Below are 15678 nucleotides of genomic sequence, written 5' to 3'. Positions count from 1 at the left end.
GGGCTATGCCGGTGCGTGCTGTCGCCACGGGCTTCCGGGCGACCGCCACCCTTACCGGCGCATCGATCACTGCCGCGACAGCGGTCTCGGCAACCCTGGCCAAGACCGGGGTCGGAACCGGTATGAAGGTCGCCATCATCCCGCTGCGCGCAGGAGCCAAGGCACTTTCCGGCGAGCTGTCCCGCGAGACACTCGGCCGGAACTGTTGGCGTGGCGAGCGTCGCGCCTGGATCGAAGTGCGCGGCTTGCGCAGCGGAGGCGACGACGAACTTGGGCGCGTCGTGCTCAACGCAATCCAAGCCCACCCCGGGGTCGGGTCGGCCAGCCTGAACTACCCGTTGTCCCGTGTCGTCGTCGCTATCGACGATCCCGACACATCACTGCGCGAACTTTGCCGCATTGTCGATGACGCCGAAAAAGCCGAAAGACACCGCCACCCAGATCAAGCCGCCGATCAGCTGGCGCAATCACCGGGGAGCCTGCCGGGCGACGGCGTGCTGCTGGCGGTCAGAGCTGTAACGGTAGCCGCCACCGCGGCCGGGCTGGGCTTAGCGCTCGGCGGCCGGGCGCTGCGCTGGCCCCGATTTCCGCTCGTCATCGAGGCAGCGGTGGCGGCCGTGGACCACCAGCCGTTGCTGCGCCGCCTACTCGAGGATCGAATAGGCACGGAGGCGACCGCCACCGTCCTTGAGCTGGCCATGGCCGCCGCACACACGGTCACGCTGTCGCCGGCGGCGTTGTCGGTGGATCTGACGATCCAGGCGCTGAAAGCCGCGGAATGCCGTGCCGGAGCCAGAGCCTGGCGCCGGCATGAACCACAGCTCGCGCTGCACGCCGACGAACCGGCCGACCAACCCCAATCCCTTTGGCCGCGTCCCGCACGGTCGACGCAACCTGTCCAACGCAGCGTCGCGCGTTTCGCGCTGATCCAAGCGCTGAGCGCGGTGCTCGTGGGCGCCGGGACCCGCGACGCGGACATGGCCGCGACCGCGACGCTGGTGGCCACCCCCAAAGCCAGCCGGACCACGCCGGAGGCGTTCGCCGCGGCGCTCGGCCAAGGTTTGGCTGATCAGCACGCGGTGTTGCCGTTACGGCCGGAGAGTTTGCGCCGATTGGATCGGGTCGATGCGATCGTCATCGACCCCCGCGTGCTGTGCACCGATGACCTGCGCGTGGCGCGCATCCGCGGTTGCGGCGCAGACGAGCTGTCCACAGCGTGGAATCGGGCGCAACTCGTTTTGACGGAGAGTGGCCTGCGCCCAGGCTGGCACCGAGTACCCGGTGTCTCGGCCAGCGGTTCGGATTCGGCAGTCGAGGCACTTTTCCGCCCCATGCACGACCGGCTGGCCTCCGCGGTGGTTGCCGAGGCACATCGCACCGGGGCGGACCTGGTTTCGGTCGATGTCGACGCCCTGGGCGAGTTGCGACCGGTGTTCGACGACATCCGGCCCCTCGACGACGGTGCCAGCGGGTCCCTCGACGAAGCCCTAGCCCGTGCGGTGGCCGAGCTGCGCCAGGCGGGCCGCACCGTCGCGGTGTTGTCATCGGTTGGTAAGCAAGCGCTTTCGGCTGCCGATGTGGCGCTTGGTGTGCTGCCACCACCTGGAGCCGGTGCACCGCCCTGGTACGCAGATGTCCTGCTGCCCGATCTTGGAGCCGCCTGGAGGGTGCTGCACGCGATTCCGGCGGCCAGGGCCGCACGCCAGCGAGGTAACGAAATTTCCGGTGGTGCATCGGCTTTGGGAGCCCTGTTGATGCTGCCAGGGGTCCGCGGACTGGGGCCCGGCCCGGTGACCACCGGCGCGGCGGCCGGACTGCTCTCGGGATACCTGCTGGCACGCAAGGTCGTCGACGCGCAAGCACCGCGACCGGCACCCGCTCATGAATGGCACGCAATGTCGGTCGAGCAAGTCCGCAAAGCTTTGCCGTCGCCGGACGAGCAGGCACCGGCGAAGGCACCGCCTTCGCCGTATCCGGCCCGTGCGCTGGCCGGTGGCCTGCACACGGCGAAGCGCGGCGCACAAATAACCCAGGCACCCTTGAACGCGCTTTGGCAGTTGACCAAGGCCATGCGCGCGGAGTTGTCGGACCCGTTGACGCCTATGCTGGCGCTTGGTGCAATGGCCAGTGCGGTGTTGGGTTCGCCGGTGGACGCGGTGATGGTCGGTTCGGTGCTCACCGGAAACTCTATTCTCGCGGCCAGCCAGCGGCTGCGTGCCGAAAGTCGGCTGAATCGCTTGTTGGCTCAGCAGATTCCACCCGCCAGGAAGGTGCTGGCCGGCGCGGACGACCAGCCGAGGTACATCGAAGTCCGCGCCGAGGAGCTGCGTCCCGGCGACATCATCGAGGTGCGGACCCACGAGGTGGTTCCCGCCGACGCCCGGGTGATTGAGGAGGTCGACGTGGAGGTCGACGAGTCCGCGCTCACCGGTGAGTCGCTGTCGGTGACCAAACAAGTCGAACCCACGCCGGGTGTCGACCTGATCGAACGTCGCTGCATGCTCTATGCCGGGACGACCGTCGTGTCCGGCACCGCGGTCGCGGTGGTGACCGCGGTGGGTCCTGACACTCAGGAGCGCCGCGCGGCCGAGCTCGTGTCCGGTGATCTGTCCAGCGTCGGCCTGCAGCATCAGCTGAGTCGGCTCACCAACCAGGCCTGGCCGGTCAGCATGACCGGCGGCGCACTGGTCACCGGGCTTGGGCTGTTGCGCCGGCGGGGCCTACGCCAAGCGGTGGCCAGCGGTATCGCAGTCACAGTGGCCGCAGTGCCGGAAGGGATGCCGCTGGTGGCCACACTGGCCCAGCAGGCATCCGCGCGACGGCTAAGTCACTTCGGTGCGCTGGTCCGCATCCCGCGCTCGGTGGAGGCGCTCGGCCGTGTCGACATGGTCTGCTTCGACAAGACCGGAACGCTCAGCGAGAACCGTTTGCGGGTGGCGCAGGTGCGGCCGGTGGCGGGGCACTCGCGCGAGGAAGTGCTGCGCTGCGCGGCGCACGCTGCGCCGGCGTCGAACGGCCCGCAGGTGCACGCCACCGACGTCGCGATCGTGCAAGCTGCGGCAGCGGCTGCCGCCAGTGGCACCGACGGTGCCGAACCCGGCGCCGCAGAACCCGCCGCCCACCTGCCATTTCGCTCCGGTAGGTCGTTTTCCGCCTCGGTGTCCGGCACCGAGCTGACCGTCAAAGGTGCGCCCGAAGTGGTGCTGGCGGCGTGCGAAGGCATCGGCTCGAGCATGGACGACGCGGTCGCTGAACTGGCCGCCAACGGATTGCGGGTGATCGCGGTGGCCCACCGCCAGCTGACCGCGCAACAGGCACAGTCGGTCGTGGACGACCCCGACGAGATCGCGAGATTGTGCCGCGACGAGTTGAGTCTGGTGGGGTTTCTTGGGTTGTCCGACACCCCCCGCGCCCAGGCGGCGGCCCTACTTGCGGACCTGCACGAGCACGATCTGGATATCCGGCTGATCACCGGTGATCACCCGATTACCGCCGCCGCCATCGCCGAGGAGCTCGGCATGCAAGTGAGCCCTGAGCAGGTCATTAGCGGTGCCGAGTGGGATGCCCTGTCACGCAAGGACCAGGAGCGAGCGGTAGCCGAGCGGGTGATCTTCGCCCGGATGACACCGGAGAACAAGGTACAGATCGTGCAGACGCTGGAACACAGCGGCCGGGTGTGCGCAATGGTCGGCGACGGCTCCAATGACGCGGCCGCGATCCGCGCCGCCACCGTCGGCATCGGTGTCGTCGCCCACGGCAGCGACCCGGCCCGAGTCGCCGCCGACCTGGTGTTGGTCGACGGCCGGATCGAGTCATTGCTGCCCGCAATCCTGGAAGGACGCCAGCTTTGGCAGCGGGTGCAAGCGGCAGTGTCTGTGCTGCTCGGCGGCAACGCGGGCGAGGTGGCCTTTGCCATCATCGGCAGCGCTATCACCGGGACCTCGCCGTTGAACACCCGTCAGCTGCTGCTGGTGAACATGCTGACCGACGCACTGCCCGCGGCGGCGCTCGCGGTCAGCAAGCCAAGCGACCCGGTAACGCCGGCAACCCGCGGTCCCGATCAACGCGAGCTATGGCGTGCCGTCGGTATCCGCGGGGCGACCACGGCGGCCGCGGCCACCGTGGCCTGGGTGATGGCGGGGTTCACCGGCTTGCCGCGCCGCGCATCCACGGTGGCGCTGGTGGCGCTGGTGGCCGCTCAGTTGGGTCAAACCTTGGTGGACTCGCATGCCTGGCTGGTTGTGCTCACCGCACTGGGCTCACTGGCCGCGCTGGCAACCTTGATCAGCATCCCCGTCGTCAGCCAGTTGCTCGGCTGCACCCCCCTCGACCCACTCGGCTGGGCGCAGGCGACAGCAGCCGCGACTGCTGCGACCGTCGCCGTCGCCGTGCTGAACCGTGTGCTGACGGGTCGGGACAAATCGGGCCAGCCGAACCCGCAACCACCCGAGACCGATGCGCTTTCCCGCGACGCGTCCCCCGGTGCGCCCCCCGGACCTCGACGACGCCGACGCGCCACAGCACGGCGTAAAGCTCCAGTAAAGGCACCGTCAGCAACAAGGCAAACGACGAAGCCAAAGGGTCCGCCAGCGCATCGGTCCTCGTCGACATACCCCCGACGGTGACCGCACCACCCTGCACAACGGCAAACCCTTCGTTACTGAAAGGCAAATGATGGCCGAAAAGAATACGCGTCGAGCGACATCTCAGCGTGAGGCCGTGGCTAAGATCCGCGAAGCGGAGACTATTGTGATGAACCTCCCGATCTGCGGCCAAGTGAAGATTCCGCGGCCAGAGCACCTGGCCTACTACGGAGGTCTGGCGGCACTCGCTGCCCTCGAACTCATCGACTGGCCGGTCGCCCTGGTTATCGCCACCGGACATATCTTGGCAAATAACCACCACAACCGGGTCCTCGAGGAACTCGGCGAGGCGATGGAAGAGGCCTAACGCGGCATCGGGCCGTCCGTGCACACCGGCGCCGCGCTGCGCTAGCGTGGGGGTACCCACGCGGGAGCGCACGCCGAGTGCGCTGAGAGGACGGCTCGGGGCCGTCGACCGTACGAACCTGACCGGGTAATGCCGGCGTAGGGAGTTGCAAATGACCATCACCGTTGAACCGTCGGTGACCACGGGTCCCATCGCGGGCAGCGCCAAGGCCTACCGTGAAATCGAGGCTCCCGGCAGCGGAGCTACTCTCCAAGTCCCGTTTCGACGGGTGCACTTGTCCACCGGAGACCACTTCGACCTCTACGACACCTCCGGGCCCTACACCGACACGGACACGGTGATCGACCTGACCGCGGGGCTGCCGCATAGGCCCGGAGTGGTTCGCGATCGGGGCACCCAGCTGCAGCGGGCCCGCGCCGGGGAGATCACCGCCGAGATGGCGTTCATCGCCGCCCGCGAAGACATGTCCGCCGAGCTAGTGCGCGACGAGGTCGCCCGCGGCCGCGCGGTGATCCCGGCCAACCACCACCACCCCGAGAGCGAGCCGATGATCATCGGCAAGGCGTTCGCGGTGAAAGTCAACGCCAACATCGGCAACTCGGCGGTGACGAGCTCGATCGCCGAGGAGGTCGACAAGATGGTGTGGGCCACCCGCTGGGGGGCCGACACCATCATGGACCTGTCCACCGGCAAGAACATCCACGAAACCCGCGAGTGGATCCTGCGCAATTCTCCCGTGCCGGTCGGCACCGTGCCGATCTATCAGGCGCTGGAGAAAGTCAAGGGCGATCCGACCGAGCTGACCTGGGAGATCTACCGCGACACCGTGATCGAGCAGTGTGAGCAAGGCGTGGACTACATGACGGTGCACGCCGGGGTGCTGCTGCGGTATGTGCCGCTGACCGCCAAGCGGGTCACCGGCATCGTGTCCCGCGGGGGTTCGATCATGGCCGCGTGGTGTTTGGCACATCATCGGGAGTCGTTCTTGTACACCAACTTTGAGGAGCTCTGCGATATTTTCGCCCGCTACGACGTCACCTTCTCACTCGGTGACGGGCTGCGACCAGGGTCGATCGCTGATGCCAACGACGCCGCGCAGTTCGCCGAGCTGCGCACCCTGGGCGAGCTCACCAAGATCGCCAAAGCCCATGGCGCACAGGTGATGATCGAGGGGCCGGGCCATATCCCAATGCACAAGATCGTCGAGAATGTGCGGCTGGAAGAGGAACTGTGTGAGGAGGCCCCGTTCTACACGCTGGGTCCGCTGGCCACCGACATCGCGCCGGCCTACGACCACATCACCTCGGCGATCGGTGCGGCCATCATCGCCCAAGCCGGTACCGCGATGCTGTGCTACGTCACCCCCAAGGAGCACCTCGGGTTGCCGGACCGCAAGGACGTCAAGGACGGGGTGATCGCCTACAAGATCGCCGCGCATGCGGCCGATTTGGCCAAGGGCCATCCGCGCGCCCAGGAGCGCGACGACGCTTTGAGCACGGCGCGTTTCGAGTTCCGCTGGAACGACCAGTTCGCACTGTCGCTGGATCCCGACACCGCACGGGAATTCCACGACGAAACCCTGCCGGCGGAGCCGGCCAAGACCGCGCACTTCTGCTCGATGTGCGGACCGAAGTTCTGCTCCATGCGCATCACCCAGGACGTCCGTGAGTACGCCGCCGAACACGGGCTTGAGACCGAAGCGGACATCGAAGCCGTGCTCGCCGCCGGAATGGCCGAAAAGTCACGTGAATTCGCAGAGCACGGCAATCGGGTGTATCTCCCGATAACCCAGTGAACTACCTCCCGCTGGCACCGCCGGGAATGACGCCGCCGCGGGTGTTGAGCATCGCCGGATCGGACTCCGGGGGCGGTGCCGGCATCCAAGCCGATATGCGCACGATGGCACTGCTAGGAGTGCACGCGTGCGTCGCAGTCACGGCGGTTACCGTACAGAACACGTTGGGAGTCAAGGATATTCATGAAGTTCCCAACGATGTGGTGGCCGGCCAGATCGAGGCGGTCGTCACCGACATCGGCGTTCAAGCCGCCAAGACCGGGATGCTGGCCTCGTCGCGCATCGTTGCGACCGTGGCCGCGACCTGGCGTCGGCTCGAGCTGTCCGTTCCGCTCGTCGTCGACCCGGTATGCGCATCCATGCACGGAGACCCGCTGTTGGCACCGTCTGCCCTGGATTCGCTTCGCGGTCAGCTGTTCCCGTTGGCGACGCTGCTGACCCCCAACCTTGACGAGGCGCGCCTGCTGGTAGATATCGAGGTAGTCGACGCCGAGTCGCAGCGTGCGGCGGCCAAAGCCCTGCATGCGCTGGGGCCGCAGTGGGTGCTGGTCAAAGGCGGACACCTGCGCTCGTCGGACGGCAGCTGCGACCTGCTCTATGACGGCGTCAGCTGCTACCAGTTCGACGCGCAGCGACTACCCACCGGCGATGACCATGGCGGTGGTGACACGCTGGCGACCGCGATCGCCGCCGCGTTGGCGCACGGCTTCACCGTGCCCGACGCGGTGGACTTCGGGAAGCGATGGGTTACCGAATGCCTGCGCGCGGCCTATCCACTGGGCCGCGGCCACGGGCCCGTTTCGCCGCTGTTTCGGCTGTCATGAACCTTGATCAGATCGCCGGCGTTGCACACCAACCGGCCGGCCCACCACACGGGGTAGTCGTCCTTACCCACGGCGCGGGCGGTAGCCGCGAATCCACACTGTTGCAACAGGTTTGCGCCGAATGGACCCGCCGAGGATGGCTGGCCGTGCGCTACAACCTGCCCTACCGCCGACGCCGACCCACCGGTCCGCCATCCGGCTCGGGGTCAGGCGACCGTGCCGGCATCGTCGAAGCGATCCAGCTGTGCCGCGGCCTTGCCGAGGGTCCGCTGATCGCCGGGGGACATTCCTACGGCGGTCGGCAGACGTCCATGGTGGTGGCGGCCGGGCAGGCACCGGTCGACGTGCTGACGCTGTTCTCCTATCCGGTCCATCCGCCGGGAAAGCCGGAACGCGTCCGTACCGAGCACTTGCCGGGGATCGCAGTGCCGACGGTGTTCACCCACGGAACGGCGGACCCGTTCGGCACGCTGGCCCAGGTGCGTTCCGCCGCGGCGATGGTCTCGGCACCGACCGAGGTCGTCGAGATCACCGGCGCCCGACATGACTTGGGCTCGAAGACCCTCGATGTCGCCAGGCTGGCGGTCGATGCGGCGCTACGTCTGTCGGCGGGCCAAATAGCGTGAGCTCTGTCAGGTTCCGCACGCACGCCCGGGCGTAGTGCCGGTAGGGCACGGCGCGCTGAATGCTTAGGCGGACGCGCGTTAACATGGTTGCGGCCCCGGGGGGCCTCCCTCACAACTTGCCTGGGCGTGGCCACCCGGCCTTTGTTGGCAAAGCCCGCATTTGCGCTTGCATGACGCGAGCGCTGCGGCGCCCGAATCCCGAATGCACATCGCAAGACATGGAGAAGCCGTGAATCGTCGCCAGATGTTCATCGGAATTACTGGCCTGCTGCTGGCGGTCATTGGTCTGATGGCGCTGTGGTTTCCGGTCTACCTGGATCAATACGATGCGTATGGCATCAAGGTCACCTGTGGCAGCGGCTGGCGCTCCAACCTCACCCAGGCGCTGTACGCCGACGGCAACGACAACACTCAGGCCCTGGTCACGCGTTGTGACACCGCACTACTCGTACGTCGCGCCTGGGCGATCCCGTCCGTTGCCCTGGGGTGGTTGCTGGTCACCGGGTTTTTGGTGATGTGGGTGCACAACGATCAACATCAGGGCCAGTCCTATCCCGGATACCGGGCATAGCATGCGTCCATGTCGCCGCCCACGCCGGCACGGAACGCGGCTATCCGAGTGAAACCGGCCGGAACGCTGACACCGTCGGCGTCACTGGCGACCATGCGGTTGGTCAGCAACCCGGAAACCGCTTCGTCGAGATCACCCGCGGTAAGTACGAGTTGCTGGCCGGAGGGCAGGTCGATGGGCACGGCCATCTTGCGGTGCGCAACGCCGGTCAGGCACGCCGTCCGTAAGGCGGTCCACGGGCTCTGCATCGGCAGCCCGCGTTCGTGCTGCACCGCCAACGCGTACCGCGACATCACAATCGACAACGACGTGTCATCGCCCTGCGGCAGGCTGTGTTCCGCTGCCGAGGCCACCTTGCCCATCCTCGCCAGGGCGGGCAGGTCGACCACGATGGTGTTGGTGGCCGGACAGTAGGCGGCCGGTGGGCTGGGCTTGGCGTCTGGGCAACCGGCCGGCTGGTAGGACAGCGTGGGCGGATTCTTCGGCGAGAAGATCTTGCCCATCAACTCCATCAACGTCGAGAGGGTCTCTTCGTTGATTCCGACCTCGCCGGTCTCTGGGTTGCCGCTGGCATCGACCCGCAACGCCGTCGGCAGGTCACCGCGGCGCCGCTCGACTTCGTCCTCGTCGATCGCCGCGCACGCCGGCGTGCCGTTGATGAAGCCCAGCTGGAACGCGCTGACCCGATCCAAGGCCGACCCATGTTCGTCGTCGTTTTCCGCATCGGCTTCCATCACCGGGTCTCGGGTGGTGATGATGCCGGCGAGCACGTGGTCGAGCCCGTCCGCGGTGCTCAGCGTAAAGCGTGTCGACTTACCTTCGGCCACCCACCACAGATAGACCCCGGCGAAGCAATCCGCTTGCTGCTCGCGGACGATGGTGGGATCTTTCCTGGTAACCAAATTCGCCATCACTTGCAGAGCATGCCCGAATTCGTGTGCCAGCACACCATTGACGGACATGTCGCCGAAGTATTCTTGCGCGACCGCCATGAAGACCCCTCGATCCCAGGCAATCAAGTTGCACCGAGAGCTGAAAAAGGCGTTGACGAGCTGATAGGTGTCAATGTGGCAGACGATCGGACTACTTGGGTCGTTGGAATCGTAGGACACCAGCTTGCCGACCGGCCGGAAGGTGCCCTTCAGCGATTCGCTGTAGACCGCCATCCAGTAGTCCTCGATGTCGTTGACCGACAACAACGACAACTTGTCGATCGCTCCGTTGTTGGTGTTGATCACCGTGCCCGACGCAGCCGGTGCGTCGGGGCGGGCGCCGCTCGGACCGTTGGTCGCGGGCAGACCCCCCACCCGGAACGGGTCGTTGAGGATGGACAGCGCCCGCCCGTCGACGACGGTCGTGCAGCCGGCTATCACGACCACCGCCGCTAGACAGGCGATCGGGGTCCGCACCGACGCGGCCACCCGGCGAGGGCGAACACAGCGGACCAGAGGTCGATACCGCCCGCGACCATGCATCTCCTAACCCCGTCCCGCCCGGCATGCACCAAGGAAATCCCATTCTAGATCGGTCGGTGCGGGGTCAGTGGCGAGATCAGGCCCGGATCACGGTTTGGCAATCAGGTGGCGGGTGCGGTCCGCCATGACCGGAACCCCGTTGGGGCCGCCGAGGTCCTGCGCATACAAACCCACCGCGTACGCGACGCCAGCGCCGTTGATACCGAGCGCGGTGCGGTCGATATGGTCCAGGGTGTCTGTCTTCTGGTGATAGTTGGGATCGAAAGGCTCGTCGGCGGTGCCGCCCCAGAGCTCGGCTTGCTCGGCGGACTTCTTGACCTCAGCGCCGGAGAACAGGCCACCCGAAGGGATACCCGCCAGCGTGAAGCCGTCGTAGTCGGACCGACCGTCGAACGAGGTGTCCTGCGCGGTCTTGCCGGCCATCTTCAGATAGGCGACGAACGTGCGCTCGATACCGGCCGAGCCTTCGGGCACCACCGGCTGACCGCGGGCGTCTAGCGGCAGCGACTGGTCACCGTCGTAGGTGAAGTAACCCGGGTTCGGCGACGCCAACATGTCGAAGTTCAGATACAGCGCGATGCCTTTGAGCGCGTCGATGTCCAGCGACTCGACGTAGTTTCGTGACCCAATCAGGCCGAATTCCTCGGCGCCCCAGAAGGCGAACCGTACCGCGTTGGACACATGCGGTGAGTTCCCCAGCTGCACTGCCGTTTCCAGAACCGCAGCCACTCCCGAGCCGTTGTCGTTGATGCCGGGTCCTTCCGGAACGCTGTCCAAATGCGCACCTGCCATCACCACGTTGGCCGACGACCCCGTCTTCGTCTGCGCGATGACGTTGCGGGCCTTGAAACTTTGGGTGCTCGCCGTGAGCTTGACGGTGGTTGGCCCAGACTGTCCGCGTAGCTGGAATCCGACCGACTTGGTGACACTCACCACCGGGATCTTGACGTCGGTATTAGCCCCCAGGGTGCCGCCCATCGCCTGCTCGTCGATGTTGTCAGCAATGATCAGCGCCACCGCACCGCGCTGCGCGGCTGCGTCTTCCTTCTGGGCAAAAGGACAGACGCCGCGATCTACCAGCACCACCGCACCGGACACCGGCAGCCTGTCGTAGTCCGACGGACTGCAGCCCGGACTGTCGTCGGCGGGGGCAGCCACCAGCGGGCCCGTCACCCCGTCCGGCGGTGTGCCGAGGCTGTACTCGAGCGCCCTCGCCTCCACGGTGTTGCCGCCGAGGGTCACCACCCCTTTTTCGGCCTTGAACACGCGAGCGGAGAACTCCGGGGTTTGCACATCAAAACCGCTGTTGCGCAGTGTGTTTACCACATAGTCGACGCTGGCCTGATAGCCAGGGGTGCCCACCGCGCGAGTGCCGTCGTTGGCGTTGGCGATGTCCTGCAGTTTCGATAGGTGCGCCATCATCGCGTCGGTGCTCACCCGGTTGCGCAACGCAACGGCGAACTCTGCGGCAGCGGGGCCGTTAACAACGGGCCGCGACTGCGTAGACCACCGGATACAGCCCGTCGTCAGGAATGCGACGACCACAGCCACGGCCAGCACCGCCGGCATCATCCTGGATTTGTTCACCATCGCGCCCAGATTAGACCGCGCCTGTCGCCGCGCAGCTTTCGCATCCCACCGACCAATCAAACGAACAGAGCGTTGAATGGCCTAAACCGGAGGTTACACAGCACAAACCAAAGCACTACCAGCGACAATGCCGCTACGGAACACTGGCGATGGTGCTGCCAACTCCGGACTCGTCGTCCCACCAGTCGGCCATAGGTCTACGCCAAGTAGGCCCACACCGATAGCACCGCCGCCGCCAATCCCACAACGTTGTAGTCGGCGGCAGCCAACAGGTCGGCGTGTATAAGGCTGCACTGTATGCGCAAGCTGCCACATCCGGGGCAATCGGACCGGTAGCGGGCCGCCCGCACCCCGTGGCTTCACCGTTTTGGTTATCGTGCCGGGCTGGAAGCCTGAGCCCAGAAGCGTTTCGGGATCCGCCCCGCGCAACGCGCCAGATATCCGGCGGTCACCGCGGCGGCCATCGCCGCGGCCATCGCCGGCGGGTCGGCGGCCCGGGTCACCGCACTGGCCAACAACACGGCATCGCAACCCAACTCCATCGCCAACGCGGCATCGCTGGCGGTACCGATGCCCGCGTCCAGCACCACGGGAACGCGGGCACCGGCGACGATCATCTCGATATTGTGCGGGTTGGCGATACCAAGGCCGGTGCCGATCGGCGAACCCAGCGGCATCACCGCTGCGCAACCGGTATCTTCTAGCCGGCGGGCCAGCACCGGGTCGTCGGTTGTGTACGGTAGGACCACAAATCCGTCGTCCACCAATTGTTCTGCAGCCCGGACTAATTCGACCGCATCAGGCCACAGGGTGCGTTCGTCGGCAATCACCTCGAGCTTGACCCAGTTGGTGTTCAGCGCCTCACGGGCCAACTGCGCTGTCAGGACCGCTTCCGCGGCGCTGCGGGACCCCGCGGTGTTGGGTAGCGGTGTGATGCCGAGCCGGTTGAGCAGGTCGAGCAGGCCGGTTCCCCCGTCGGCGTCGACCCGGCGTATCGCGACGGTGGTCAGCTCGGTACCTGAGGCGATCAGAGCCTGCTCTAGCACCGCCAGATTGGTCGCACCCCCAGTACCCATGATGAGCCGCGAGGCGAAGCTGCGGTCACCGATAACCAACTTGGACTCAGCCACCCTGCACCGCCGTCACCACCTCTAGTCGCACCGGCTTACGCAGCTCACAGATCTTGGTGGCCCAGTCCGATCGTGGTAGCACCGAAAAGTTCAACGCCACAGCGATACCCCGGTCCCCGAAGCCCAGCGAATCCAGCAGCGCGGCGATGGTGGTCTGCTCGTCGACCTCGACCTGTTGCTCGTTGACAACGACGATCATGAGGCGGCCCCAACCGAAACGAGTTCGGACACAATCTGTTCGGCAGTCCACGGCGCCAATAGGAATCCGGATCGGCCGTGACCGGCCGCGACCAGGGTCCGCGAATCCAGGCGTTGGACCAGCGGCAAGTTGTCGGGTGTCATCGGGCGCAGTCCGGCCTCACACTCGGCCAGCTCGTACTCACCCAGCGCCGGCAGCACGGTACACGCATCGTCTAGCAGGTCACGAACTCCCGATACCACCGGCGCGGTGTCGCGCCCGTGCTCGTATTGGGTGGCGCCGACGACCACCCCGTCCGAACGTGGCACCAGATAGACCTGTCGTCCACGCACACGGGCACGAATCACTCTCTGCGGCAAGGGCATACAACCTGGTCGCCATCGCAGCCGCAGCACCTCACCCTTCACCGGGCGTATCGGCAGGCCGGGCCACAAGGCCGGGGCGTCAATGCCGTTGGCGATCACCACCGTGTGCGCATCGACGTCGGACAGGCTGCTCACCTGTGAGCTCCAGCGAACTCCGAGTCGCTCGCAGTCACGGCACAGCGCGTCGAGCAGGGCGCGGTTGTCGACGGCCAGTTCGGTGGGCGCCCGAAACCCGTGCCGGATGCCTTGCGCCAGTAGGGGTTCGACGTCACGGGCAGCCGACTCCCAGATCACCGGGTGCCCCTGTGCGGACAACCAGTCCGCGACAGTGCGCAGGTCGGCGACGTCGGCCCGGTCGACGGCCACCACCAGCGACTCGTGCGCGGTGACCAGTTGCGGGCCCAGCCCGTCGAGAAAGCTGCCCTCACGCCAAAGCCGCAGGGACTGCAGGCCTAGCCGCAACAACCGTTCCTCGCCGGGCCAGCCTTCGCTGTGTGGGGCCAGCATGCCGCCGGCAACCCAGGACGCCCCCCGCTCGTCGCTGCGGTGCACCCGCACCGGCCAGCCGGCTTGGGCGGCACGGCGGGCCACCGACAGCCCGATGACACCGCCGCCGATGACAGCCAGCGACCCGGTGTGTAGGTCGGACGCCATCCTTGACCTCCCTTCGCCGGCATGATCCGGATCAGGTGTGACGGTAAGGGCAGGCGCGCCCACTCTCAGACCCCGCTCCCGGGACTCCCGTGTCTACAGGGTTCCACGCTAGCGCGCTAGCGTCACGATGTGCACGAATCCCGTCTGGCATCGGCAAGGCTGTATCTGTGCACCGACGCCCGTCGGGAACGCGGCGACTTGGCTCAGTTCGCCGAGGCCGCCCTGGCCGGCGGAGTGGACATCATCCAGTTGCGCGACAAGGGCTCACCCGGTGAGCTGCGGTTCGGCCCGCTACAGGCGCGTGACGAACTGGCCGCCTGCGAGATCCTGGCCGACGCAGCGCACCGGTACGGCGCCCTATTCGCGGTCAACGACCGCGCCGATATTGCCCGCGCGGCCGGCGCCGACGTGCTGCATCTGGGTCAACGCGACCTGCCCGTGAACGTCGCACGACAGATCCTGGCACCGGATACCCTCATCGGCCGGTCCACCCACGACCCCGACCAGGTTGCTGCGGCCGCCGCCGGCGACGCCGACTATTTCTGTGTCGGACCATGTTGGCCGACACCGACCAAGCCTGGCCGTGCGGCGCCGGGTCTGGGGCTGGTACGGGTCGCCGCCGAACTCGGCGGCGACGACAAGCCGTGGTTCGCTATCGGCGGCATCAACGCGCAACGGCTGCCGGCCGTGCTCGATGCCGGCGCTCGCCGGATCGTGGTGGTGCGGGCGATCACCTCGGCTGACGACCCACGTGCGGCGGCCGAGCAGCTCCGGTCGGCGCTTACAGCAGCGAACTGATCCGCCTACCCAGCGGCGAGGGCGCCTGATCCGCGTCGCCCGGCGTACACCAGAGGAAAACCCCGGCCTCGATCTGAATGGTGCGCGGCAGCCGCTGCCGCCGTTCGTCGCACCGGGCCAGTGGCACGGTCGCCGGAGCGGTCCGCAGTCGTTGCCAACTGGCGGCGAATCCGGGATGTAACGGCAAGTCGGCCACCTCGTTCTCGGCCACCCAGCGCAGTTCGGCGCTTTCCCGGTTGGGCACGGTGTCCAGCAACTCCCCGGCATCGGCGACAACGGTGGTGTAGGTCCAGTGCGTGTCGTCGACCCCGCACACCTCGGCGGTGACCACCGTGGCCCGCACCTCGAGTCGCTCGGCGGACAGGCCCGCCTCCTCGCTCGATTCGCGGACCGCGGTCTGTTCCGGCGTCTCGTGGCTGTCTCGAGCACCGCCCGGCAAGCCCCAGGTGCCGCCCTGATGGCTCCACAGCGCGCGGTGCTGCAGCAGCACCGCGGGGGTGCCGTCCGGCCGCGGAGCCCGAAGCAACAGACCGGCCGCACCGTAGCGGCCCCAGTACGCAACGCCGCTGTCGGACACCACCCATCCGTCACCGTCGCCCCGCACCTGTTCAGAATATGCAGGCGGGCAACTGGGCAATTGCGTATGCCTAACACCATCTGTCGGAACCTTCTCTTAGAATTCGCTTATAGAGTTTCGTTGC

General features: G+C 66.9%; 13 protein-coding genes. 7 read left to right on the top strand and 6 right to left on the bottom strand.

Going from position 1 to position 15678, the window contains the following annotated elements; translation table 11 throughout:
* Positions 1 to 5 precede the first annotated feature (5 nt).
* The 6 genes from ctpH (at position 6) to Rv0420c (ending at position 8766) form a co-directional block, all read left to right on the top strand.
* Complete coding sequence (gene ctpH / locus Rv0425c) at positions 6 to 4625, top strand: metal cation transporting ATPase H (protein NP_214939.1); 4620 nt, start codon at positions 6 to 8, stop codon at positions 4623 to 4625.
* A gap of 49 nt (positions 4626 to 4674) precedes the next feature.
* On the top strand, positions 4675 to 4950 hold the full coding sequence (locus tag Rv0424c; RefSeq protein ID NP_214938.1) for a hypothetical protein: 276 nt from the start codon (positions 4675 to 4677) through the stop codon (positions 4948 to 4950).
* A 151-nt stretch (positions 4951 to 5101) separates the two neighbouring features.
* Positions 5102 to 6745: a phosphomethylpyrimidine synthase gene (gene thiC / locus Rv0423c; RefSeq protein NP_214937.1), complete on the top strand. Its 1644-nt coding sequence runs from the start codon at positions 5102 to 5104 to the stop codon at positions 6743 to 6745.
* A gap of 26 nt (positions 6746 to 6771) precedes the next feature.
* Positions 6772 to 7569: a hydroxymethylpyrimidine/phosphomethylpyrimidine kinase gene (gene thiD, locus Rv0422c; RefSeq protein NP_214936.1), complete on the top strand. Its 798-nt coding sequence runs from the start codon at positions 6772 to 6774 to the stop codon at positions 7567 to 7569.
* Entirely contained in the window at positions 7566 to 8195 is a 630-nt protein-coding gene (locus tag Rv0421c) for a hypothetical protein (RefSeq protein ID NP_214935.1), read from the top strand. Before thiD ends, Rv0421c begins: the two co-directional genes overlap by 4 nt.
* A 160-nt stretch (positions 8196 to 8355) precedes the next feature.
* Entirely contained in the window at positions 8356 to 8766 is a 411-nt protein-coding gene (locus Rv0420c; RefSeq protein NP_214934.1) for a transmembrane protein, read from the top strand.
* Here Rv0420c and lpqM read toward each other — a convergent pair.
* The 5 genes from lpqM to thiO all read right to left on the bottom strand — a co-directional run bounded on the left by lpqM (position 8745) and on the right by thiO (position 14179).
* Complete coding sequence (gene lpqM / locus Rv0419) at positions 8745 to 10241, bottom strand: lipoprotein peptidase LpqM (protein ID NP_214933.1); 1497 nt, start codon at positions 10239 to 10241, stop codon at positions 8745 to 8747. The two genes, Rv0420c and lpqM, sit on opposite strands and share 22 nt — an antisense overlap.
* 87 nt (positions 10242 to 10328) lie before the next feature.
* Positions 10329 to 11831: a lipoprotein aminopeptidase LpqL gene (gene lpqL / locus Rv0418; protein ID NP_214932.1), complete on the bottom strand. Its 1503-nt coding sequence runs from the start codon at positions 11829 to 11831 to the stop codon at positions 10329 to 10331.
* 371 nt (positions 11832 to 12202) lie between these two features.
* A complete protein-coding gene (gene thiG / locus Rv0417) occupies positions 12203 to 12961 on the bottom strand; it encodes a thiazole synthase (RefSeq protein ID NP_214931.1) in 759 nt (252 codons plus the stop codon).
* Positions 12954 to 13160 (bottom strand): sulfur carrier protein ThiS, encoded by a 207-nt coding sequence (gene thiS / locus Rv0416; protein NP_214930.1) that lies wholly within the window; start codon positions 13158 to 13160, stop codon positions 12954 to 12956. The genes thiG and thiS overlap by 8 nt, the downstream gene beginning before the upstream one ends.
* A complete protein-coding gene (thiO, locus tag Rv0415; RefSeq protein NP_214929.1) occupies positions 13157 to 14179 on the bottom strand; it encodes a thiamine biosynthesis oxidoreductase ThiO in 1023 nt (340 codons plus the stop codon). The genes thiS and thiO overlap by 4 nt, the downstream gene beginning before the upstream one ends.
* A gap of 129 nt (positions 14180 to 14308) precedes the next feature.
* Between thiO and thiE the strand changes: the two genes are divergently transcribed.
* Positions 14309 to 14977, top strand: coding sequence for a thiamine-phosphate synthase (gene thiE / locus Rv0414c; RefSeq protein ID NP_214928.1), 669 nt, complete (start codon positions 14309 to 14311; stop codon positions 14975 to 14977).
* Here the strand turns inward: thiE and mutT3 are convergent.
* Entirely contained in the window at positions 14961 to 15614 is a 654-nt protein-coding gene (gene mutT3, locus Rv0413; protein NP_214927.1) for an 8-oxo-dGTP diphosphatase, read from the bottom strand. The two genes, thiE and mutT3, sit on opposite strands and share 17 nt — an antisense overlap.
* Positions 15615 to 15678: the final 64 nt, after the last annotated feature.

It is taken from the genome of Mycobacterium tuberculosis H37Rv (genome assembly GCF_000195955.2).
GTDB lineage: Bacteria > Actinomycetota > Actinomycetes > Mycobacteriales > Mycobacteriaceae > Mycobacterium > Mycobacterium tuberculosis.
This window is presented reverse-complemented; position numbering and strand designations above follow the sequence as displayed.